21 protein-coding genes and 1 pseudogene are annotated in these 21,775 nt (G+C 41.0%); 4 read left to right on the top strand and 18 right to left on the bottom strand.

Going from position 1 to position 21,775, the window contains the following annotated elements; translation table 11 throughout:
• Nucleotides 1-86: 86 nt before the first annotated feature.
• Together ABM313_RS08820 and ABM313_RS08815 are read left to right on the top strand one after the other, a co-directional pair.
• Nucleotides 87-881 carry a TatD family hydrolase gene (locus ABM313_RS08820; protein WP_434687346.1) on the top strand — a complete coding sequence of 265 codons (795 nt, stop codon included), beginning with the start codon at nt 87-89 and terminating at the stop codon, nt 879-881.
• Between the two features lie 63 nt (nt 882-944).
• Entirely contained in the window at nt 945-2,087 is a 1,143-nt protein-coding gene (locus ABM313_RS08815; protein ID WP_434687344.1) for a cysteine desulfurase family protein, read from the top strand.
• 88 nt (nt 2,088-2,175) lie between these two features.
• On the opposite strand, the gene ABM313_RS08810 is transcribed toward ABM313_RS08815, so the two are convergent.
• Complete coding sequence (locus tag ABM313_RS08810) at nt 2,176-2,565, bottom strand: universal stress protein (protein WP_434687342.1); 390 nt, start codon at nt 2,563-2,565, stop codon at nt 2,176-2,178.
• Between the two features lie 276 nt (nt 2,566-2,841).
• Here ABM313_RS08810 and ABM313_RS08805 point away from each other — a divergent pair, with 276 nt between their 5' ends.
• Both ABM313_RS08805 and ABM313_RS08800 read left to right on the top strand, forming a co-directional pair.
• On the top strand, nt 2,842-4,986 hold the full coding sequence (locus tag ABM313_RS08805; protein ID WP_434687340.1) for a polyribonucleotide nucleotidyltransferase: 2,145 nt from the start codon (nt 2,842-2,844) through the stop codon (nt 4,984-4,986).
• Between the two features lie 82 nt (nt 4,987-5,068).
• Nucleotides 5,069-6,139: a nuclease-related domain-containing protein gene (locus tag ABM313_RS08800; protein ID WP_434687338.1), complete on the top strand. Its 1,071-nt coding sequence runs from the start codon at nt 5,069-5,071 to the stop codon at nt 6,137-6,139.
• Here ABM313_RS08800 and ABM313_RS08795 read toward each other — a convergent pair whose 3' ends face one another.
• From ABM313_RS08795 to ABM313_RS08715, 17 genes and pseudogenes are all read right to left on the bottom strand, one after another.
• A complete protein-coding gene (locus ABM313_RS08795) occupies nt 6,140-6,550 on the bottom strand; it encodes a HEPN domain-containing protein (protein WP_434687337.1) in 411 nt (136 codons plus the stop codon).
• A 1-nt stretch (nt 6,551) separates the two neighbouring features.
• Nucleotides 6,552-7,046 (bottom strand): hypothetical protein, encoded by a 495-nt coding sequence (locus tag ABM313_RS08790; protein WP_434687335.1) that lies wholly within the window; start codon nt 7,044-7,046, stop codon nt 6,552-6,554.
• Nucleotides 7,047-7,074: 28 nt separating this feature from the next.
• Nucleotides 7,075-7,371 (bottom strand): hypothetical protein, encoded by a 297-nt coding sequence (locus ABM313_RS08785; RefSeq protein WP_434687333.1) that lies wholly within the window; start codon nt 7,369-7,371, stop codon nt 7,075-7,077.
• Between the two features lie 190 nt (nt 7,372-7,561).
• Entirely contained in the window at nt 7,562-8,341 is a 780-nt protein-coding gene (locus tag ABM313_RS08780) for an MlaE family lipid ABC transporter permease subunit (RefSeq protein ID WP_434687332.1), read from the bottom strand.
• A 258-nt stretch (nt 8,342-8,599) separates the two neighbouring features.
• Nucleotides 8,600-9,091, bottom strand: coding sequence for a hypothetical protein (locus tag ABM313_RS08775; RefSeq protein WP_434687330.1), 492 nt, complete (start codon nt 9,089-9,091; stop codon nt 8,600-8,602).
• Nucleotides 9,088-10,551 carry a D-alanyl-D-alanine carboxypeptidase/D-alanyl-D-alanine endopeptidase gene (gene dacB / locus ABM313_RS08770; protein ID WP_434687329.1) on the bottom strand — a complete coding sequence of 488 codons (1,464 nt, stop codon included), beginning with the start codon at nt 10,549-10,551 and terminating at the stop codon, nt 9,088-9,090. Before dacB ends, ABM313_RS08775 begins: the two co-directional genes overlap by 4 nt.
• A 94-nt stretch (nt 10,552-10,645) precedes the next feature.
• On the bottom strand, nt 10,646-11,308 hold the full coding sequence (locus ABM313_RS08765) for a class I SAM-dependent methyltransferase (protein ID WP_434687327.1): 663 nt from the start codon (nt 11,306-11,308) through the stop codon (nt 10,646-10,648).
• Between the two features lie 2 nt (nt 11,309-11,310).
• Entirely contained in the window at nt 11,311-12,882 is a 1,572-nt protein-coding gene (locus ABM313_RS08760) for a glycoside hydrolase family 3 N-terminal domain-containing protein (RefSeq protein ID WP_434687326.1), read from the bottom strand.
• Nucleotides 12,883-12,933: 51 nt separating this feature from the next.
• Entirely contained in the window at nt 12,934-13,530 is a 597-nt protein-coding gene (locus tag ABM313_RS08755) for a GerMN domain-containing protein (protein ID WP_434687324.1), read from the bottom strand.
• A 184-nt stretch (nt 13,531-13,714) separates the two neighbouring features.
• A pseudogene (locus ABM313_RS08750) lies at nt 13,715-13,996 on the bottom strand (response regulator); the annotation flags it as partial.
• A gap of 18 nt (nt 13,997-14,014) precedes the next feature.
• Nucleotides 14,015-17,074: an ATP-binding protein gene (locus ABM313_RS08745; RefSeq protein ID WP_434687323.1), complete on the bottom strand. Its 3,060-nt coding sequence runs from the start codon at nt 17,072-17,074 to the stop codon at nt 14,015-14,017.
• Between the two features lie 444 nt (nt 17,075-17,518).
• Entirely contained in the window at nt 17,519-18,004 is a 486-nt protein-coding gene (gene coaD, locus ABM313_RS08740) for a pantetheine-phosphate adenylyltransferase (RefSeq protein WP_434688422.1), read from the bottom strand.
• A gap of 170 nt (nt 18,005-18,174) precedes the next feature.
• Nucleotides 18,175-18,816, bottom strand: a complete 642-nt coding sequence (locus ABM313_RS08735; protein WP_434687322.1) for a chorismate lyase — start codon at nt 18,814-18,816, stop codon at nt 18,175-18,177.
• An 84-nt stretch (nt 18,817-18,900) separates the two neighbouring features.
• Nucleotides 18,901-19,740 (bottom strand): YaaW family protein, encoded by an 840-nt coding sequence (locus tag ABM313_RS08730; protein WP_434687321.1) that lies wholly within the window; start codon nt 19,738-19,740, stop codon nt 18,901-18,903.
• A gap of 110 nt (nt 19,741-19,850) precedes the next feature.
• Nucleotides 19,851-20,303 (bottom strand): DUF29 domain-containing protein, encoded by a 453-nt coding sequence (locus ABM313_RS08725; RefSeq protein ID WP_434687319.1) that lies wholly within the window; start codon nt 20,301-20,303, stop codon nt 19,851-19,853.
• Nucleotides 20,304-20,341: 38 nt separating this feature from the next.
• Nucleotides 20,342-20,980, bottom strand: coding sequence for a Uma2 family endonuclease (locus ABM313_RS08720; protein ID WP_434687317.1), 639 nt, complete (start codon nt 20,978-20,980; stop codon nt 20,342-20,344).
• 17 nt (nt 20,981-20,997) lie between these two features.
• Nucleotides 20,998-21,696 carry a GntR family transcriptional regulator gene (locus ABM313_RS08715; protein WP_190579254.1) on the bottom strand — a complete coding sequence of 233 codons (699 nt, stop codon included), beginning with the start codon at nt 21,694-21,696 and terminating at the stop codon, nt 20,998-21,000.
• Nucleotides 21,697-21,775 lie beyond the last annotated feature (79 nt).

Here is a 21,775-nt window from a genome sequence, read left to right as displayed (position 1 = left end):
CAGCTTTGTGGGGAAGTGTTTGATTTTCTCGCTGTTTTTATACAGTCTGCTTTTCGGCATGATTTTGATTTTTAGAGTTTCTTTCTATGCAACTAGTAGATACACATGTACATATCAACTTCAAAGATTTTCAATCTGATCTTGAGGCAGTTCGCGATCGCTGGCTAGGTAATGGTGTAACAAGACTGGTGCATTCTTGTGTGAATCCCGATGAGTTTCATCAGATTCAAGCGATCGCTGATCAATTTCCTGAAGTGAGTTTTGCGGTTGGGTTACATCCATTAGATAAAAACTTAAATACATTAGGTTGGAATCCTGAAGTTGGTGATCGCATTAAGTCTTTGGCAATTAGCGATCAACGTGTAGTGGCGATCGGCGAAACTGGTTTAGATTTTTTTAAATCTGATAGTAAAACTGCTCAGATTGAAGCTTTTAAATCACAACTTCGCACAGCGCGATCGCTAAATCTGCCCGTAATTATTCACTCACGCGAGGCGGCAGTGGCAACTCGTGAAGTCTTGCTGGAAATCAATGCAGAATCACCTCAGCAACCTATTCGTGGCGTGATGCATTGCTGGGCGGGTAATCCTGAAGAAACCCAATGGTTTGTGGATTTGGGGATGTATATCAGCTTTAGTGGTGTGGTTACTTTTAAAAATGCTCATGATTTACATGAGTCGGCAAAAATTGTACCAAGCGATCGCATCTTAGTTGAGACAGATTGTCCATTTCTCGCACCTATACCCAAGCGTGGTAAGCGCAATGAACCTGCCTATGTGCTGCATGTGGCTGAAAGTGTGGCGAAATTGCGCGATGTGGAGCTAGAGACGCTAGCTTTAGAAACGACCAGTAATGCCTTTAAACTATTTTCGCTATCTTAATCATTCAAAAAGAGCAGGTGCTTCGTGCCAGCTCTTTTTGAATGATTAAGATAAAATTGTCTTATGCAAATATACCTAGATCATGGTGCTACAACTCCTGCGCGACCAGAAGTCATTGACTTGATGGCTAATGTGATGCGATCGCTATGGGGCAATCCCTCTAGCTTGCATGAGTGGGGCGAACGCTCAACTATGGCGATCGAGAGATCGCGCTTGCAAGTAGCCAGTTTGATTAATGCTGATCCTGAAGGAATTATTTTCACGTCTGGCGGCACGGAGTCAGACAATATGGTGTTGATGGGTATTGCGCGTCAACATCGCACACCGCAGCACATGATCATTTCCTCGGTTGAGCATTCGGCAATACGCTTACCAGCCCAATATTTAGAACAACATGGCTGGGAAATTACCCGTTTACCTGTTGATCGCGAAGGTTGTGTTAATCCCAAAGATCTTACACAAGCACTTCGCCCTAATACCGTACTTGTATCGATTATCACCGCCCAAAATGAAGTTGGTACGATCCAGCCGATTGAGAAATTAGGGCAAATTTGTCGTAATGCTGATGTGCTATTCCATACTGATGCAGTGCAAGCGATCGGCAAGATGCCCATCAATGTGCAAGTTTTACCGATTGATCTACTCTCACTTTCCGCCCATAAATTTTATGGAGTGCAGGGGATCGGAGCGCTGTATATCAATCCACTTACTACAAAAAAACGCTCTCTCATTCCCTTAATTCAAGGTGGTGGACAAGAGAATGGCTACCGTTCAGGCACACAAGCCGTTGCCGCGATCGCAGGTTTAGGCTTAGCCGCCGAACTTGCCGAACAGGAATTAGTATCTGAATCAGCGCGGTTAACCAAATTACGCGATCGCCTATACGTATTACTTGCAGATATTCCTAACCTGATTCCTACTGGTGCGAGCGCCTCAGAAAGGTTACCTCACCACCTCAGTTTCTGTCACAAACATATCGATGGTCGCCGCCTTGTGCGCGAAATGAATTTCGCGGGGCTTGCCATAAGTTCAGGCTCGGCATGTAGTAGTGGGGCGATCGAACCAAGCTCGATCCTCTTAGAAATGGGGTATTCGCCAACAGAAGCCAAAAATAGTATCCGCCTCACCTTAGGAAAATCAAACAATGAAGCTGATATTGAATGGACGTCCTTAGTAATGCATCAAATTTTGAGCCGCCAATCTTAGAAGCAATTCATGAATTGCTTCTAAGATTGGCTTACAGCGCAAAGCGTTCAAGCCAAGATAAAAAAGGCGGCGCTTAGCGCCGCCTTTTTTAAGGAACAACCAATACTGGACAAGGCGATAGATTGATCACTTTTTGACTAACACTGCTACCATCGGGATGCTCTTCGGTCAGGCTCATTCCCCGTGAACCCATCACAATTAAATCGGCATTAATCTCATCAGCAAAATCACAAATTACAAAAGCGGTTTTACCCTCAGCCATTTTGCTTTTAATTGTAAGACCCACTTCCGCAAAGTAAGCCTCCATTTCGTTAATTAGTTCTTGCGATGAAGCGCGATCGCTATCAGTAGCATCAGGATCAGCAACTGATAGTACATATAACTGCGCCTGATATTTTTGAACGAGATCGACCACTATGGCTACAGCTTGGCGGGTTTCTTGACTTCTGTTTAAAGGGAATAAAACAGTTTTAAACATAATTCCTACCTAACACTGCAATTCGGATATGAAGTTGTAAGCTCAAGAAATTTTTTCTTTCTTAAATCCATTGTAATAAGTAAAAGAGCCTGACAAGATTTAAATTTCTTAATTTTTAACATGAGATCGCCAATAATGAGGCTTAGAGGCATATGAAAACCACTTATCTCCATTTTTTACAGCGATCACACTTAACAAACAACAGACCCTACTACATCAGTGCTAACATTGCGAGATATATAACGAGAAAAAAGTCAAAACGGAAGTAGATTATAGATGGATGCCGTAACAAAAATTATCCCTTTTTATGGCAGGGAAATTAAATTAAGAATTGGCACTTTTGCACCTCAAGCTGGCGGCTCAGTATTAGTCCAGTGTGGGGAGACTGCAATTTTAGTGACAGCGACCAGAGGTCCTGCTCGTGACGGTGTAGATTTTGTACCACTGCTTGTTGATTATGAAGAGCGTCTGTATGCAGCAGGACGTATTCCAGGTGGATTCTTGCGCCGTGAAGGTAGACCACCCGAAAAGGCAACTCTCACTTGCCGCCTGATCGATCGCCCCATGCGTCCTTTATTCCCCAATTGGTTGCGTGACGATGTGCAAATTGTAGCTACAACGATGGCGATCGATGAAAAAGCACCGCCCGATGTTTTAGCGGTAACTGGTGCATCGATCGCCGCCTTAATTGCAGGGTTACCGTTTATGGGACCAATGGCTGGTGTGCGTGTCGGTCTAGTCGGCGATGAATTCATTATCAATCCCACTTACGCAGAAGTAGAAGCAGGTGATCTTGATCTGGTAGTTGCTGGTACTGCCGAAGGGATCATCATGGTTGAAGCTGGGGCGAATCAATTGCCTGAAGCGGACATGATCGAGGCGATCGACTTTGGTTATGAAGCAGTACTAGAGCTGATCAAAGCCCAAGTTGATTTGCTGCAAGAGATGGGTCTGACATTACCTGAAATCATAGCTCCTGAAACTGATCTCACTTTAGAAAACTTTATTACTGCCGCAGTCAAAGATAAAGTTGCTCAAGTGGTGGCAAGTTGTGAAAAAGATCGTAATGTTCGCGATGCGGCTCTTGATGCGATCAAGGCTGAGCTTTTAGAGGCGATCGCTGCTCTGCCCGATGAAGATCCTGTAAAGCTAGTAGCTGACAAAAAAGTGGTCAGTGCTACCTACAAGGAACTCACCAAAAAGCTAATGCGCTTGCAAGTGATTGAGCAGAATGTGCGGATTGATGGACGTAAGCTTGATGAAGTCCGCCCAATCTGGACAGAAGTAGGTGTATTACCTCGTGTACATGGTAGCGGCTTATTCAATCGTGGCTTAACCCAAGTATTGTCGATCGCCACCCTTGGTACACCTGGAGATGCACAGGAAATGGACGATTTGCATCCTGACGCGAAAAAGCGTTATATGCACCACTACAACTTCCCTCCCTATTCTGTGGGTGAGGCAAGACCAATGCGATCGCCAGGTCGCCGTGAAATTGGTCACGGTGCATTAGCTGAACGCGCTCTTTTACCTGTACTCCCTTCTAAATCTGAATTCCCTTACATCCTGAGGGTTGTGTCAGAAGTTCTTTCTTCCAATGGCTCTACCTCCATGGGTTCTGTTTGTGGTTCAACCCTTGCGCTAATGGATGCAGGTGTACCGATCACTAAGCCTGTAAGTGGTGTAGCTATGGGCTTGATCAAAGAAGGTGATGAAGTTCGCATTCTTACCGATATTCAAGGCATTGAAGACTTCCTTGGTGACATGGACTTTAAGGTTGCAGGTACAGACACAGGTATTACCGCTTTGCAAATGGACATGAAGATCACAAGTATCTCTATGGACACAGTACGAGCCGCAGTCACCCAAGCCAAGACTGGTCGTTCCCATATTATGGAAAAGATGTTGGAACTGCTCCCTGCACCAAGACCACAACTTTCTCCCTATGCACCGCGCTTGTTGACCATTCGCATCGATCCTGAACAAATCGGCATGATCATTGGTCCTGGCGGTAAGAACATCAAGGGCATTACTGAAGAGACTGGAGCCAAGATCGACATTGAAGATGATGGCACTGTCATGATCTCGTCAATGAGTGGTGAAGGTGCACTTAAAGCCAAGCGGATCATCGAAAACATGACTCGTCGCGTCGGTTCAGGTGATGTCTATCTTGGCAAGGTTACCCGCATTATTCCGATTGGTGCATTTGTGGAGTTCCTCCCAGGTAAGGAAGGAATGGTGCATATTTCCCAACTGGCGGAAGGTCGTGTGGGCAAAGTCGAAGATGAAGTTGCCGTTGGTGATGAAGTCTTGATTAAAATCCGCGAAGTTGATAATCGTGGACGTTTTAACCTAACTCGTTTGGGTATCCATCCTGATGAAGCTGCCGCCGCCCGTGCTGCTGCTGCATCTGCTGAATAAATTCCCAAAAAGGGTGGATGCGCTTCGCGCATCCACCCTTTTTTGTTAAAAGTTTAAAAGTGTTTTGGGGGTTTAAGAAATCATGATTATTAAAGAGATGGATCACATTGAAACAAATGATCCATTGCTACAAGCAGGATTTTGTGCTGAATCTCAGTTAGCTTTTTATCTAAAACGTGAGTTTAAAGACGATCCATTGTTTCTAATTTTTAACAATCTACGTTTTGAAAAAGCGGGGGATGCTTGCCAGATTGATCATTTGGTATTGCATCGATATGGAATGATCATCATCGAGAGCAAAAGTGTAACAACTCGTGTTGAGGTGAATGAACTCGGCGAGTGGAAGCGTTGGTTTAATAATGCTTGGCAAGGAATGCCTTCACCCATTTTGCAAGCTCAAAGACAGGGAAAATTTATCAAGGATTATTTAGAGGCTAATGTTGAGACTCTACTGAATAAAAAACTTTTTGGAAATCAATCACATTTTACGAAGATGCCGATTGATGTATTGGTAGCAATTTCTGATTCTGGGATTATCAATCGCCCTAAAAGTGACAAGCTTGATATTGTTTGTAAGGCTGATCAAATCCCTGACAAGATTAAGGGAATCTCAACTGCGTATCGTAAAAAAGATAGCCTCTTCAACTTTAGTTTAGAGATTGCCTATGAGCTTGAAAAGGATGAAATACCAAGAATCAGTCAATTTTTGCTAGTTCACAACCAACCTGCGAAAATAAATGTTTCTAGCAATATAAATAGTAAGTCTACTAATAATTCAAATCAACCAAGTTCAGATATTACAAATCCTTCAATTTCTAAACCGATCGCCACAGACAAACCAACACCATTGCCGAAAAAGATTATTCCCGTCCCTCCAAGCAATCATCAGCAATCAGACATTAGCCATAAGCCAATAATCAAAACCGTAAAGCCAACTTCAACAAACACTTGTTCCCATTGCCAAAGTCCAAATCTATCGATCGCCTATGTTCACAGTTACTTTTTTAAATGTAACGATTGCAGTAAAAATACGGCGATTAAAAATATTTGTACATCCTGCGGCGATCGCGCCAAGATTAGAAAAAGCGGTTTGCAGTTCTTTAGTGAATGCGAAAAATGTAACACTTCAAGATTATTTCACACTAATTTTTAGTCATTTATAAAGCGCTAAAATCAAATCAATAACCCTTTGAGACTCTTTGACAGTGTGTTGTGCTACACCATCCAAACGCATCTTACAAATATCATCATAATCAGCCATATTTCTAGAATTGCGTAGTGAGTGCAGAGTATTTGAAATATTGTTAGAATTCTTTAATTTGCGTTGCTCTTTAAACTCACTAATAACGAAGGCATGAGCATCTACTTTACTAATTTTTATGTTGAGTGTATCCCTTAAATAATTTCTAGCCGTGCAAAATGCAGCATAGTAAGCCCTACTTATGATAGTTCGGTAGTAAGCCTCCTTAATGGTTTCATTAGTTACCTCTTGGTCTGATGAAATTAAAGACAACAATTCTTTTGCTAACTCTAAATACCAAAGCCATTCAAATTTCTGATGCATTTTAATTTTGGAAGCCTAGTACAATAAACAGATGTTTTGTTGCTTCTTTTGAACAGGTAAACCACCAGTTTTCGTTAAATTCATCAAATTTGTAGAATGCTTCATTATCGCTCAGGGAAACAGAAATAGATAGCTCTAGCTTAGAAGGCATATCATCAATAAAGTCTAATCTTAGATTCTCAGAAGGGAACCATTTACGAATTTGTTCATTAGCATCTATTAGTAGATCAGTTAATTCTAAATTTGATGTAATGAAAGCTAATACCTGAGGATTACAAATATTAAATAGTCTAGCGATTTTACTCTTGCTAACATTTTGAAGTATATTTACAAGAGTCGTACTACCAGTTGGTGTTGAAATTTCTACAGTTCTATTTACTCTATTACCCTGATATTTAGAAATTTCAATTACTTTCTTATTTTTAACTAATGGGAAAGGTGAATAAGACTCATTCTTAAAAGGTAATAAATTAAAGTTCATGATATCTTTACTCATAGTTAACACTAAACACAAAATTTTTTGCTTAGTCCTCAATATTATCAGAAATTTGTGTGTTTAAAGCTGAAGAAAGACTGTTAAGCAATTGCATTGCAGTTTGCCGAGTAAGTAAAACTCTTGTTACTAGATCTACTTCAAAAGTTATATCTAGGTTCGGGAAATCCTTTGTAGACAAGGGATCAAAAAATCCAAAATCTATAATAAGTGTCCCCTCACCAAGATTATTAACCAGTACAGCATTACTATAAGACGGTAAATTTCCTTTATTGTAAGGGAAAGAGAGCTTAATTTGTTGTAGCTCAACTCTTTCTTGTTCTGACATATTGTTGCTGTTTTTAACCTAAACACATTGATGTTACCCTCTTTTTGACATTGTTTTTATTTTTTAGTTAATTCTTTAAGTTGAAGACAAAAAATCCAATGATTCATGAGGTTAGCCAATGAAATGAGCATAATAATTCCTATAAAGACGATCTCCTTGAGTGCTGTTGGATCAGCTTACCGAACATTCACTATGAACCCGTTAGACTTGAGCCAATACCTTGAAAGAAAGCCCACGACAAAAAGAAATTACTGATAAAGATCGCCAGTAATGCGGTAACAACTGCGGTAGTAGTGGACTCACCCACACCTTTTGCACCACCTGTGGTTGTTAAGCCCCATGTTGTACCGATCGCGGCAATTAAAACACCAAAAATACTGGATTTGATTAGCGCCGCAATTAAATCCCAAGGCTTAAGCAAATTCTGCACAGAATTGAGAAACATGTTGTAAGGAATCGCATACATAGCTTGAGATAGAAATAAGCCACCTACCATACCTGTTAAGAAGCCTAAAATTGTGAGGACTGGTAGCATGAGCAAACAGGCGATCGCACGAGGAGTTGCTAGATAATCAACAGGATTTGTGCGGAGGATATAGAGCGCATCAATTTGCTCGGTTACTTGCATTGTGCCAATTTCAGCAGCAAATGCAGAACCTACACGCCCCGCGATAATCACCGCTGTCAATACAGGAATTAACTCACGGGCTAAGGCGATCGCCAAAATTCCACCGATCGCTTGTTGTGCCCCAAAGTTAATAAATTCTCGCGCTACTTGAATCGTAAAGACAGCACCGACAAAGGAAGCTGTAATCAATGTGATCAGTAGTGACTCTGTGCCAACTATCGACATTTGCTCAATCGTGTTGCGCCAATGAAAGCGACGATAGATCAAAACATGGGTGATGATTTGTCCGATCAGTAAACAACTTTGCCCAAGCTTAATTAGCCAACTGCCAAAATTTCCCATGTTTTCAATTTCCTATATCATCACTGACAAGCGATAAACAATTGTTATTTTTTTATCTTAGCCTTCGCAATTATAGCCATAGCTACTTGCATTATGAAAGATATAGCTGTTGTCGCTTGTATTAGGACTTAGGACAAAATCAAAACCCAATAAGAGAATGGCGGCGCGAAGCGCCGCCATTCTCTTATTGGGCGAAGATAAGAAGCGACGCAATCCGTCGCTTCTTATCTTTTGGGTTTGAGCGCAAAGTTTTGTATGTTAGCTTTTTTTGGGAAAAAGATGGAGTGTCCAGTTGCAGGGTTGCTGGAGATCTCCAAACCGACCACTTACCCAATACCAGAGCGTGAGTCGAGTCGGGAAAAAGCCAATTACGAGAAAATGATCATCTGGAGTTATTGCACCATATCTAAGCCCATCAGTGGGTGTGACTTCCCAAGGCGTATCAGTATCCTTGACCAATAGCTGAGAACGATAGTAGATTTCTTTGTATTGCAAAGGCAAAGCAAAGATAGAGTAAACATGATGCTCACCACGCCAAGGTTCGACGACAACTTTGATGGGATGAAATCTTAAACTATTGGATTTGCTTAAGTTATCTGTCATTGTTGGACATAAAGCAGGATTGATCTCAGATGAAGTGGTTTGCGATGGGGCTTGTATAGACCAAGCAATCACTGTAAAAATACTTCCTATGGTTAAAGCTATAGCAACAGTGAATAAAAATTTATTTTGAGTAGACCAGTTTTTCATTCACAAGGTTCAAGGCGGGTTAATAGTAAAGCGATATCATCAACATATTTTTGCAACTCCTTGGAGGGCAGATTGCTGTTATTAATGATGATACTGAAAATAACTTCACGATAATTTTGAGGATTAGCATAGCCTGATAACACAATTGCGCCTGACAATGTCCCAGTCTTGGCTTGAAGTAAACTTTGTGCCGAAGTATTTTTAAATCGATTGGTCAATGTGCCATCAACATTGGCGATCGCTAAGGATTGACGAAAATTGCGATCATTGGCAACGGTTTGCAACAGTTGGACGATCACTTTGGGGGTAGTTAAATTGTGTCGAGATAGTCCAGAGCCATCAGCTAGAGCAACTTGGTTGACTGCAATATTCATCGACTGTAAATATTTGTTAATAGCTATCATCCCACCTCTAACGCTGTCATCGGGACTAACTTCATGGAGACGATCGCCTAAAGCTCTTAGTAGTAGCTCAGCATAAAGATTATTGCTATCTTTGTTAGTAGTGATGATTAATTGAGAGATTGGTGGGGAGAGATTGATTGCTAAATCTTTGGTAGGTGGAAGATTTTTTGAGGGGTTGGTAGCAATATCTGTTGAAATTTCAATACCTTGAGCGGTTAATTCTTGGCGTAACAGATCTAAGAAATTAGCTTCAGGATTGGGAATAGCCACACCACCGAGTTCTGGCTCTGATTTTTCAGGGATTTGACCAGTAATGATTAGGAGTTTCTGCCCATAGGGGCGTACAACTGTTAAGGTATACGCAGAATCTGCACTAACTGTAATCGATTGATTTTGGATGCGCCAATCTTTAGCTAGTTCAGGATTATCCCAAGTAAAGATGGCAGGCTTCCCAACTGTATCAGGACTCACTGTCCAATTCAGGGCGTTTTCATTAATGGTGAAAGGAGAGGCGATCGCTGCATAGTAATGTTGTAAATCTGATAGCTCCCAACTACCTGCAACTTCCGCACCTCTGCGGGATGTCAATGTCCAAATTCCACCATTGATCCGATTTACTCCTTTCTTTTTGAGTTGGCTCACTAATGATTTTAAGTTAGTCTTGGAGTTAAAACTAGGATCTCCCGATCCGATTACCCATAATCCGCCTTCTAGTTCTCCTTTGGCGTTAGGCAAATCATGTGACATCAAACGTGTCGCAAATTGATAGTTTTTACCCAATGTTTTTAGGGCGATCGCTGTTACAAATAGTTTGGCATTTGAGGCGGGGATGAAATAGCGATCGCCATCAAGATTAGCTAATATTTTGGGGTTAAGTTCATTTGTTTGGACATATACGCCAACTCGAGCTGCTTTTAATTTAGGCGATTGGGCAACTTTTTCTACTTCTTTTTGTAATTGGGCAGGACAAATATGATTACTATCCGCCTGAGCAGGAACAGCCGTAATTAGAGAAATTACAACTAGAGTAATCTTGACAAATATTGTATTTCTCAATGGACAAACTGACTAGAACAAGAGTGACAAAAGATTAACATAAAAAACAATAAAAAACATTACAAGACATTATCCAGAAAATATTTAGAATAATCTAATTATCTAAAATCCAAAGATAGATTCTATGTTCGTGATTGCCAATCCTAACTTTCTCAATTTGATTAGGAGGTAAATCTCCTAATTCATATTCATGGGAAACAACCCTTGTTCCTCTTTTTAATTTGGGTAAAATTTCAGAGCGTACTCGTAGATTTGCCTGTGGTAGAAGATAAAGTGTAATTACACTAGCGTCATCTAAATCAGCTTTAAAAAGATCTTGTTTAATAAATTTAATGCGATCTTTAATTTCTGGTGTTTTCGAGATCGCCGCCTTTAATTCGCGGTCTGATTCCCTAATTAACTCAGGATCAATCTCGATACCAACCGCCTTTGCTCCAAATTTCTGTGCAGCAGTAATCACAATTCGTCCATCACCACTACCTAGATCGTAAACAACATCATTTTTTTCAACCTTTGCCATTTCTAGCATTTTGAGGACTACTTCTGGCGGCGTTTGTACATACGGAGCATCGGGAATACGCTCTGGTTCAATATCTTTAGTTGCTATGCTGGGAAGCGGTGGCAATGGTTTATTTTCTAGGGGATCACTGGACGATGACGAATTATTAAACATCAGAGAATTGCAAGCTAATAATGTTGATGATGTGATGGCAGCAATCAACACAAACTTCAAGATCAATTTCAATAAAGTTGCCATATTTAGCTTTGTTCAAAACCCAATTTTTGTAAAACAGCTTCCTGTGACTCTGGCTGTTGACTATAGGCGAACCCCCAAGGCATTTGGATTGGTAATAATGGTAATAATCGATCTAGTGAGTAGGGACTGCCATAGAGAACTACGGCTTGCAATTTATGTTCTAGTATCAATTCTGTCACTAAAATTTGAATCTTTTCTTGCAGATTGGTACTACCACGAAATGGATTACCCCGACTAAAGATTTGGATAAATATTTGAGAAAACTGGTTGTATTGTAGATTTGCTAAAGTCAAGGCATCTGCCACAATACGCTGATAGCCACTGAGCTTTGGCAATAATACCGCAGGCGATCGCGAGTTGAGAAATTCTTCACAAGTTAGTGGATCATCAACAATAATTAAGTTCAGATAATTTGCTTCGATGCGTTCTTGAACAGTACTAGATTGCAAATTTGCGATTGAGGAATAAACATTTATTGATTTTGTGGCGATCGCTTTGGCAATTCCTAGATTCAGAGGATTGCCTAATTTTTTGAGATTAGGGGGAATGCCACAAACTTTTTGTTTTGCTTTCCATATCCTTTGAACTGAGGTGCGAATTTGATCGCGGTCTATTTCCTTTGATTCTACGGCTTCACAGATGGCATGAATTGTGGCGATTGGGTCGATAGGCATTAGCAAAATATCTACGCCAGCCTTTACAGCTTGGACAGCGATCGCTTCAGGGCTACCCAAATTTGCCACACCTGACATAATCAGTGCATCAGTGGTAATTAGTCCCTCAAAGCCTAACTCGTTCCGCAAAATTCCCGTAATAATGTGGTGTGACAAGGTAGCAATATTATGGCGATCAAAGGCTGGTACTAAAATATGTGCGCTCATAATTGCATCCACTCCCGCCGCGATCGCATTGATAAATGGTGGAAACTCCAAATTTTCAAATCTTTGGCGATCGTGGGGGATCATTGGTGTTTGTAAATGCGAATCCACCGAAGTATCGCCATGCCCTGGAAAATGCTTGGCTGTGGTCAGGACAGGATATTGCTTGGCTCCAGCGATAAATCCTCGCGTTGCTCCCATCACTTCGCCGACCGTGATCCCAAAGGCTCGCACATTAATAACAGGATTGTCAGGATTGTTATTTACATCAACAATTGGTGCAAGCAACCAATTGATACCGATCGCTAAGGCTTCTTCCGCCGTAATCTTACCCATCGCCTCGGCATACTTCATCGAAACTGCTTGCAAAGCCATCGGTGGGGGAAACCACGTTGCACCACTAAATCGTTGTCCTACGCCCTCCTCAATATCTGCGGCAATTAGTAACGGCACTTTAGCCCATGACTGCATTTGCTGTGTTCTGAGGGCAATTTCGGGTGCACTACCCCCAAGTAAAATTACACCACCAACTCCATATTCACTGATCAGCGTTTGTAATTTTGAATTGTTTAACTCCCACTGTGGATATTGGATTTGATGGTCGTAAAGCATTCCGCAGGTGCGAACAACCACCATTTGAGAAACTTGCTCAATGAGGCTAAGGCTGTCAATATCAGGCAAGTTAGTTGGCAACATAATTAACTAAAATCAGGACTAAGTTCAGGCGATGCAAAGCACCGCCTATCACTAAAACTCTAGCGCGAAATCTTTGCGGGTCATCGGTTGAGGTACTTCTAAACCTTCACCGCCGATATATTTTAATGGTTTACCTTCAATGGACAAATAAACTTTTGCATCAGGTTCTAAAGTTGTGGCAGTGTATAAAACCTGAATGATCCTTCCCTGCATTGAGGCTGAGCCACCACCTTTAGTAAAATCTTTGGATAAATTAATGCGAATTTCTTTATTTCTTGATGTTGAACTTAAGACTTTTGTACTCTCAGGAATAGCGCTGTAAAGTTCTGTCTCAGGAGGTTTTTCGGTAATCAACATGTTAATTACGGAAGCGATCGCTTCGTCATTGCTTTTGGCTTTAACGGCGATCGGTACAGCGATCAGTTTATTCTTACTGGACTCAATCCAATACACCGCTAATTGACCATCAACAGCTCTAGTTGCAGGGGGAGATTGTGTTACTTGGTTGATTGAAGTTGGGGCTGATGCTTGGGGGTTAGGCTGATTATTAAAAGTGCCATGCACTAACACAGCCACACCAGAGCCGCCGACAACTGCCGCCGCTACTAAACCAAACCAAGTACTTTTGCTTAAACTTGGAATTTTCATAATTTCGCTCTTCAACGCTACTTAAGTTTGCATGATTCTTGACGCAAACTAACGCGAATTAGCTCCTTAATCTATTTTATAGCAGTTTTCAAATGAGCATAAGCCCATTTGAAAACTAAAAAACCAAAATCAGTAATGCTTTCAAGCTAATGCAGTCTCTACGTCAATATGAAAACTGCAATAACTATGTTTGAAATCGAGTGAGTATTCGTAAAAGTTCATCAGTCCGAACTGGCTTGCTAATGTAATCATCCATCCCTGCATCTAAACAGGCTTGAATATCTTCTAGCATCACATTAGCGGTCATAGCCACAATCTGAGGTTGAGACTGAATATTGACATCTTGACGAATCAATTTAGTTGCCGTTAATCCATCCATCTCAGGCATTTGCACATCCATAAATAACAGATCATAAGTTTGATTGGACACCATACTTAAAGCCTCTATGCCATTATTTGCAATATCTACGAGATATCCAAACTGTTAATAGAGGGAAGCAATTTTTTGATTTAACTCATTATCTTCAACAATTAAGATATTCAGAGGAAACCGCTCCGCCATCAAAACCTGATGATCGTTAGCTTTAACTGAAGTAATGGCTTTCGTAGCGATCGCCTCAGATGCAGGACTGGATAAAGCGATCGTAAAATAGAAAGTTGTACCTTGATTTGCTGGAGTCGTCTCAACTTGCCAACCTAAGGGTGGTTCACCAGATATACAGCCTTGACTCTCAACCCAAATAGAACCTCTCATTAACTTGACTAGATATTTACAAATTGCTAAGCCAAGTCCAGTACCGCCATATTTGCGACTGATCGAAGTATCAGCTTGGATAAAGGGTTGAAACAACGTATTAATGCGATCGCTCGATATGCCAACACCTGTATCTTGAATCGAGAATAGTAATTGAGTAGGTAACCGAGAAGATTTAAGCGAACTAACTGATAATAGAACTTTACCTTGCTTAGTGAACTTGACTGCATTGCCAAGTAAATTGATCAAAATTTGATTGACTCTAGCAATATCACCAACAATGTAGGTGGGAACATCGGCAGCGATCGCATACGTGAGTGAAGTTTCTTGCTTAGCAGCTTGATTACTCAAAATATAGCAGGTTGACTTCACGGCATCCGCTAGCATAAAAGGACGTTTTTCTAGCTCTAATTTCCCTGCTTCAATTTTAGAAAAATCGAGAATGTCATTAATAACCGCTAGCAGTATATCGCCACTGTCACAGATTGCCTGCACATATTCGCGCTGTTCTTCAGACAAAGATGTTAATGAGAGCATTTTTGTCATGCCAATTACTCCATTCATTGGCGTGCGAATTTCATGACTCATATTAGCTAAGAATTCACTCTTAGTTCTCGTTGCTAACTCTGCGGCTTCCTTTGCAAGAGCTAGAGATATCTCTGCTTGCTTCCGTTCAGTAATATTTCTCGAAATCTGAAGCACCTTATTTTCAGCTAGAGGAGAGATGTTAGCGGCAAACCAAACTTCTTTACCATGAATCTCTAAACAGTAATCACAACTGACTACTTTCCTTGTGTCTAGAGCTTCCTTGATGGCACTGGATAGAATGCTAGCTGCTGTCTGAGGAAGTTCCTCATAGATTGACTTGTTTAGAACTTCTTCGTAATTCTCCAATAAGTTATTAAAGTGTGTAGACACAATTTTGAGACATTTGCCTTCAGCATTGCGGATTAGCACAATATCAGTCAAAGCGGCAAATAGTGCATTCTGCTCCGCATAGGCATCTCGAAGTTTTACTTCACTTTCTCTTAATGCGATTTCAGCTTGTTTGCGCTGTGTAATCTCTTGCGTATATCCATGCCAGAGAATACTGCCATCGGGTTCACGTTGTGGTGTTGCATGTCCTGAGACCCAGATGATACGTCCATCAGCAAATTGCACTCGATATTCGCATTGCCATACCGTTAGATTTTGAGCTGACTCAGCGATCGTTTGCATCGCATATTCTAAATCTTGGGGGTGTAGGCGCTCAAACATCGCAGAGGCATCTTGATTAACATCTTCAGGAGCAACATCGTAAATGTAGCGAATCCCTTGACTTGCATAGGGGAAATGTGAGCTGCCATCAGGTCTTAGACGATATTGATAAATAACACCAGGGATATTGTGGGAAATCTGTTCTAAACGCTGCTCTAATTGCACCTCCGATGTAATATCTCGGACAATTACTAGGGCTTCAAGGTCGTTAATCGCCACAACCCGCACTTCTTCGTAGGCAATTTTGCCAAATTTTAAAAATTGATGTTTGTATACTTGTAATTGCTTGGTAGAGAGCGCCCGTTTGATCGCTTGGAGTTGTACTTGGAAGCAATCGGGCGATAATACCTCAGATATGTTCTGCCCAATTGGCACAAACTGATTTACTTTCACATTAGTAGGGATTATACAATCTAGGCATGAACCATCGTGCTTGACTCGTAATAGCAAATCAGGTATAGCTTTAAGAACGGCTCTTTGTCTGACTTCACTGGCTTTGAGTGCATTTTCTATTTGCTTCCGTTCCGTAATATCTTCAAATATATACAATCGTCCAAAATATTGATCTTGGGGATCACGAATTTGATTAGAAAAACGACGGATAATCCGCTTATCATTAAAGTGGATTTCATCTTCAACAACTACACGATTCTCTTGATCCTGTAAAAGCTGACAGGATTCGATAAAAGTGGATAGGTCAGCAATTAAGGAAGTACAATCGGGAATGATATCGTTGTTTTTTAGTTCCCCTCGCTGCATTCTCTCTTCTAAGTGTTCAATTCCCCAAATCTCACAGAAACGGTGATTAAAATAAAGAATATCATCAGTGCGATTATCAACTACAAAAAAGGCTAGTGAAGATACATCAGATATAGACTGTAATAGCAATTTTTTACAGATCAGGTCTTGCTCAATCTGTTGAGCCTTTGACGTTTGAGGTTTTTGCAAAGGTTTTTGCAAAGCTTCGATAGAGGTCTGAGAAAGCCTTAATGGTTCCAATTTTGGAATATGCCGAAGTGCTATCCCCAACTGACTTGTAATGTTCTGCAAGAGGCTAATTTCTTGAGCCTGCCACTGACGTGGGCGATCGCATTGATGCACAATGATCAAGCCAAATAGATGTGTTGATGATGGTCGCCTGACTAAGATCGGAACCACCAGATTTGATCTTACTTGCATCCTTGCTAGCAAATTTGCATAGCAAGGCTCGACTGGGTGAGTATGCGTATCTTCAATGACACTAAATCTGCCTTCTTGATAAAGCTTTGCATATTTAGGAAAACAAGGATCACAAATTAATTCTCCTAAAACTGCTGTCCAAGGTCCATTCACTGACTCAGCCATCACCACGCCGTCATAGTCTGGCAAAAACTTATAAATTAAGACGCGATCTCCACCTAGTATCTCTCTAGTATGTTGCACGGTTACGTTCAACATATTAGTTAAATTGGTGGAATTATGAATCTGCAAAGATAGATTAGTAATGCGATCCAGAATTTCTCCCAAGCAAGTTGCATTAGGACTAGTGGTCATGGCAAAAAATTCTCAAAAATTCATTTGTTTTTAGGACAAATCAAAAATCAAAAGATAAGTGGCAACGCGAATCAATGCCTTTATACCAAAGCATAAAATGGCTACAGCATTTTGTGTTTTTTAAACCCCTTAAGGGGTTTGTTTTTAATTCACAAAAGTATTGCCACACTTTCATGAATTGGTATTAACTAACCTCAGTTTGGGTTAATTTCAAACTGTAGCTGTCACCAAGTTTACTAGGACATAAAACATAAAACCCAAGAATTGATTGGCGGCGCAAAGAGCCGCCAATCAATTCTTGGGTTTTGATTTGTCCCAAGACAAGTGGCTATAGCTATAGCTCCTAGAGAGGATTAGCGGCAAGAATCCTCTCTAGGAGCCAAAACATTAAAAGCCTTGCAAAGCTGGGCTTTTAATGTTTTGAAAAATTTAATAGTCAGTAATTTATGTTGAGCCTTGTTGGAATTTGTGCCTTAAGGCGATCGCCACCTCTGGCGTGACTAAATGTCCAATCTCACCGCCAAAACGGGCAATTTCACGTACTACACTACTACTCAAAAAACTATACTCGTTGGAAGTAGATAAAAAAACTGTCTCAATATCATTTGCCAAAGTCTTATTGGTATGAGCCATTTGTAATTCTAGTTCAAAATCAGAAACTGCACGTAATCCCCTAATTAAAACCTGTGCTTGTTTGAGATGAGCATAGGTAACAGTTAGCCCCGTAAACGTATCAACATCCACATTATCTAAGTGACTCGTCGCTTCACGGATCTGGAGCATCCTCTCTTCCATTGTAAATAGAGGATTTTTATTAGGATTGCGTAAAACGGCAACGATTACGCGCTCAAAAAGATGACTACCGCGCTTAATAATATCGAGATGTCCAAAGGTAATTGGGTCGAAACTACCTGGATAAATTGCAATCAATGCAGTCACCGAATCGCTACAGACAGCGATTATAACAGCGCTTTGCGCTCAAATCCAAACCAAGAAAATTTTTAAAAGCGTTGCGAAGCAACGCTTTTAAAAATTTTCTTGTGGTTCGTTTGATGGGGAATTGCTTTAAGAATAAACCACGCGCAAAGCGTGGTTTATTCTTAGAGACTACTGGAGCCGAGATATTTACCGATCGCTGGTGAATAAATTTCATAGAGCATGGTGATCGGTTCACCACCGTGCCATAGCAAATAATGTCTAGCCCAATAGGTATCAACATCAGGATAGCCAAATGCTTTCGCCAAGTTAGGGCAAGCCCCCTTATAAATACCCTTGAGATCGCGATAAAGCTCAGTGTACTTTTGGTTGAGGCTGACCCATATCGGCAGAGATGGATCTTTTAAATATTTTTGCATCGCCGCTTCTGACCACCAAGATGTCGCATGGGAGAAGATCTCCCCCGTTTGTTGCGATCGCAAAAAGATCTGTCGGCGAATCCGTGGAGCCGCGATCAATGAAATATCCGATGGCGCATTATCATCATTGTCCCCAATATTCGTCATAGCTAGCACCTCAACCGAGATATCCGATTGAGTTAGTAGCTGTAAATGTCTGGTTGGCGCTCCATCGCCCATTAAGAACATTTGCCAAGTGGGAGACAGCAGATTAAATGGTAAACCTTTACGGATATCATCTTCGCTACCTTGCCACATGGGTTCTTCGATGCGATTCCAAGCAGAAATTTTGCTCTGAGGAAGAGGTGAAGTAGGAATTTGGATGCTTTGAGGTGAAGTGAGGGTCATACAGGATTTCTCTTAACAATCCGTAACATATCCTCTATTGTAGTCTTAAACAAAAAGAAACGTGCTAAGCGCGTTTCTTTTTGTTTAAGACATCCTTAGTAATCTTATTTGGGCAACAATGAAAATTGCAGGAATAATCCGTCCATAATTAGTAGCGATCGCCCGCCAGCCTAGATCTGCAAAAAACAAACCCCAAAGCGCAGGCGTAATCACTGAAAATACAGTCCGTGCCGCCGTGTATTGCGTCGCTGCAACTGCCATACCCCGTTTGGCTAAATATGTTGACACATAGGCGTTTAATCTTGTGGCGATCGCTGTACCACCAGCCTTAAGCACCTCATAACCAACTTGGTAAGACGCAAAATGCCAAGCCATCTGTCGGGCGATCGCCGTAAGTACCGCCGAACGAATCACCGTACTCACAGCGATCGCACTACCACCTTTGACCAGCAAACTCATTGGGTTGCGCTGAGCATCTAGGGGCAAAGCCCTTTGCAAATCTGACTCCGTAAGAGCCGCTTGCATCGAATCATCAATGGTTGAACGCTCTTGAGGTGAAAGTTTTTTCCACGAATTGCTAATCAAATTCAGAAATAATTCTGATTCGATCTCTTCAATAGTTTGATTTTTAGAATATTTAATATTCAGATGCTGACATACGCGCTCTAGAACCTCGCGATAGCTGACATCGCTAGTTTTGCGGCGTAAAACCGTTAATCCATCGGCAGCTAGAAATCGAAAACGCTTAGCGATCGCTTCGATCAATTCATCGCGATCCCAACTTTGTAATTCTTTAACGGGTGGCGTAGCAAAATAATCAAGGGGATTGAACTTGCGGCGAAAGAGGATATCTGCTATTTGATATAACTCCTCATCGGTCGCCAGTGTTAGAACATTGCTTAACTCGTCCATTGCCCCATCCATTGATTTGTAACGAACAGTATCTCAAGCTTACTTAAGCTTAAAAGATTCTAGTACTAATTACTCAAATCACAAAATTTGGCTTTCTGTAGTGCTTTTAATGACAGCGATCGCTATTCCCAAAATTTAACAGTTAACATCATTTCGATCTCCGAGCTAAACTGCCATGTATCAGGGAAATTAGTCTGATCATATTCAGTCCTTACCAGTTCTAAAGCAGTATCAAATGACTCATCAAAGGACTGTAAGAAATGACGTTTGAGGCTTGGCGACTGTCTTAGAAGTCTTCTAAGTTTGTCTCGCTTGTTAATAATCGTAACTTCCCAGCCTCTATAACAGTCAGGCATATTGACATAGCAGCGCTTAAGAATATGCTCAATCAATCTAATTAGCCTACTCTCGATTTCACGCTTGTTACTACCTGACAAACCCTCTAACTCCTCTATTAAGTTTTCAACATCCAAATTATGAAAGTCACCTGCTTTTAACTGGACGATCACCATCTCTAACCACAAATCAAGATCGCGTTCATACAAAGTCAATGGTGGTGCAGTTGTTTGTGTCATTTTGTTTCAGTTACAAATGCAAAGGGTATTCAATACAGTTAGTTAGAGATTAAAGCTTGAAAAATCTGATCAGCAGTGAGCTTTAATTCGGGGAAAGCTTGAGAAACAATACGCTCGGCATCACGAAACTGGCTGACCTGATATTCGCCATCCACTAAATTACAAACAGAGATAGTCGGTAATTTGGGACTACCAATAAATTTCCGTCCGCCTAAAGCTGCATAGTCAACAATCCAATACTCAGGAATCCCCATTTCCTCATAATCAGCAAATTTTAAATAGTAATCATCTCGCCAATTAGTTGAAACAATTTCAATTACTAAAGGTATGGACGCACCGATACTAACAACAGACTCTTTTTTCCATAATTTTTCATTAACCAGATTGTCACGATTCAGCACTAATACATCTGGCAAGTAGCCCGAATCTTTGCCTTCAGGTCTGACAAGAGTTTGACTAGGAATAACGTAGGACAATCCTAATCGTTTAATTTCAAAGGAAACTTCTACATTTAAAAAACCTTTAGCTTCTTCATGTTCTCCGACGGGTTGGAGCATTTCCGCAATATTTCCATTATGTAATTCGTACCGTACTCCAGAACTTTCAGGCAGCCAATCAATAAAAGCCTCAAATGTCGTCACTGGAAGGATAGTTCTTGGCGATAAAGTTTGGGTCATAGCTTTAGCTTTATTGATTAGCTCTGTTGGTTTCGTAATTGCTCGATTTCGAGAATAACTCTGGCTTGACTGGACATTAAATGATTGGTGAGCGCTTCCAAAGCTTTTTTATGATCACGCTGCACGATCGCATCATAAATTTGACGATGCTCTGAGCGGATCTCTAATACCTTGAGATTTTGCTGCACCGTCTGCATCCGCAATAAAGCCATCTTGTCAAATAGCTGATCCAGCAAAAGTGCTAACCAAGGATTACCAGAACATTCCGCGATCGCCCGATGAAATTGATAATCGATATGTAGTAATTGGTAACTAGTGAGTTGATTTGGTTGCTGCGCGATCGCTTTTTCTGCCTGTTGAACCGCCAAATCGATTTTAGCCAACTGCTCACTAGTGGCATTTTTGCAAGCCTCTAGTACTGATTCTTGCTCTAGCACCAAGCGACAACGGTAGAGATGTTTTGCATCAGCCGTTGAAAAACTAACCACTCGCAGGTTGCCATTTTCATCAGCAACTACAAGTTGTTCTTGCTGCAACTGTTGTAGTGCTTCACGGATTGGAGTACGACTAACTTGTAATTTTTCTGCAATTTGTGTCTCTACTAAACGTGAGCCAGCTAAAAATTCCCCTGACAATATAGCTGAGCGCAAAACCTGATAGGTTTGCTCACGTAACGATTGAGAACGCTGGATGGGACGAGGTGAAGAGAGCAACAATCAGAAATCTCCTAGAATCTGTATGAATAATTCTCTACGATTTTGACCACAAACATATCAGCCTAAATTATGAGGATTC

The organism is Pseudanabaena minima str. Chao 2107 (genome assembly GCF_051131155.1).
GTDB classification, from domain to species: domain Bacteria; phylum Cyanobacteriota; class Cyanobacteriia; order Pseudanabaenales; family Pseudanabaenaceae; genus Pseudanabaena; species Pseudanabaena minima.
Note: the sequence above shows the minus strand (reverse complement) of the source record. Positions and strands in the feature narration are given on the sequence as shown.

What these genes read in the sequence shown, in the direction of transcription:
- ABM313_RS08795 (WP_434687337.1), bottom strand. Translation starts at nt 6,550, where the DNA reads ATGCATCAGAAATTTGAATGGCTTTGGTATTTAGAGTTAGCAAAAGAA.
- ABM313_RS08775 (WP_434687330.1), bottom strand. Translation starts at nt 9,091, where the DNA reads ATGAAAAACTGGTCTACTCAAAATAAATTTTTATTCACTGTTGCTATA.
- ABM313_RS08780 (WP_434687332.1), bottom strand. Translation starts at nt 8,341, where the DNA reads ATGGGAAATTTTGGCAGTTGGCTAATTAAGCTTGGGCAAAGTTGTTTA.
- ABM313_RS08755 (WP_434687324.1), bottom strand. Translation starts at nt 13,530, where the DNA reads ATGAAAATTCCAAGTTTAAGCAAAAGTACTTGGTTTGGTTTAGTAGCG.
- ABM313_RS08805 (WP_434687340.1), top strand. Translation starts at nt 2,842, where the DNA reads ATGGATGCCGTAACAAAAATTATCCCTTTTTATGGCAGGGAAATTAAA.
- ABM313_RS08785 (WP_434687333.1), bottom strand. Translation starts at nt 7,371, where the DNA reads ATGTCAGAACAAGAAAGAGTTGAGCTACAACAAATTAAGCTCTCTTTC.
- ABM313_RS08810 (WP_434687342.1), bottom strand. Translation starts at nt 2,565, where the DNA reads ATGTTTAAAACTGTTTTATTCCCTTTAAACAGAAGTCAAGAAACCCGC.
- ABM313_RS08725 (WP_434687319.1), bottom strand. Translation starts at nt 20,303, where the DNA reads ATGACACAAACAACTGCACCACCATTGACTTTGTATGAACGCGATCTT.
- ABM313_RS08760 (WP_434687326.1), bottom strand. Translation starts at nt 12,882, where the DNA reads ATGTTGCCAACTAACTTGCCTGATATTGACAGCCTTAGCCTCATTGAG.
- ABM313_RS08815 (WP_434687344.1), top strand. Translation starts at nt 945, where the DNA reads ATGCAAATATACCTAGATCATGGTGCTACAACTCCTGCGCGACCAGAA.
- ABM313_RS08745 (WP_434687323.1), bottom strand. Translation starts at nt 17,074, where the DNA reads ATGACCACTAGTCCTAATGCAACTTGCTTGGGAGAAATTCTGGATCGC.
- ABM313_RS08720 (WP_434687317.1), bottom strand. Translation starts at nt 20,980, where the DNA reads ATGACCCAAACTTTATCGCCAAGAACTATCCTTCCAGTGACGACATTT.
- ABM313_RS08790 (WP_434687335.1), bottom strand. Translation starts at nt 7,046, where the DNA reads ATGAGTAAAGATATCATGAACTTTAATTTATTACCTTTTAAGAATGAG.
- ABM313_RS08730 (WP_434687321.1), bottom strand. Translation starts at nt 19,740, where the DNA reads ATGGATGGGGCAATGGACGAGTTAAGCAATGTTCTAACACTGGCGACC.
- ABM313_RS08735 (WP_434687322.1), bottom strand. Translation starts at nt 18,816, where the DNA reads ATGACCCTCACTTCACCTCAAAGCATCCAAATTCCTACTTCACCTCTT.
- ABM313_RS08820 (WP_434687346.1), top strand. Translation starts at nt 87, where the DNA reads ATGCAACTAGTAGATACACATGTACATATCAACTTCAAAGATTTTCAA.
- ABM313_RS08765 (WP_434687327.1), bottom strand. Translation starts at nt 11,308, where the DNA reads ATGGCAACTTTATTGAAATTGATCTTGAAGTTTGTGTTGATTGCTGCC.
- ABM313_RS08800 (WP_434687338.1), top strand. Translation starts at nt 5,069, where the DNA reads ATGATTATTAAAGAGATGGATCACATTGAAACAAATGATCCATTGCTA.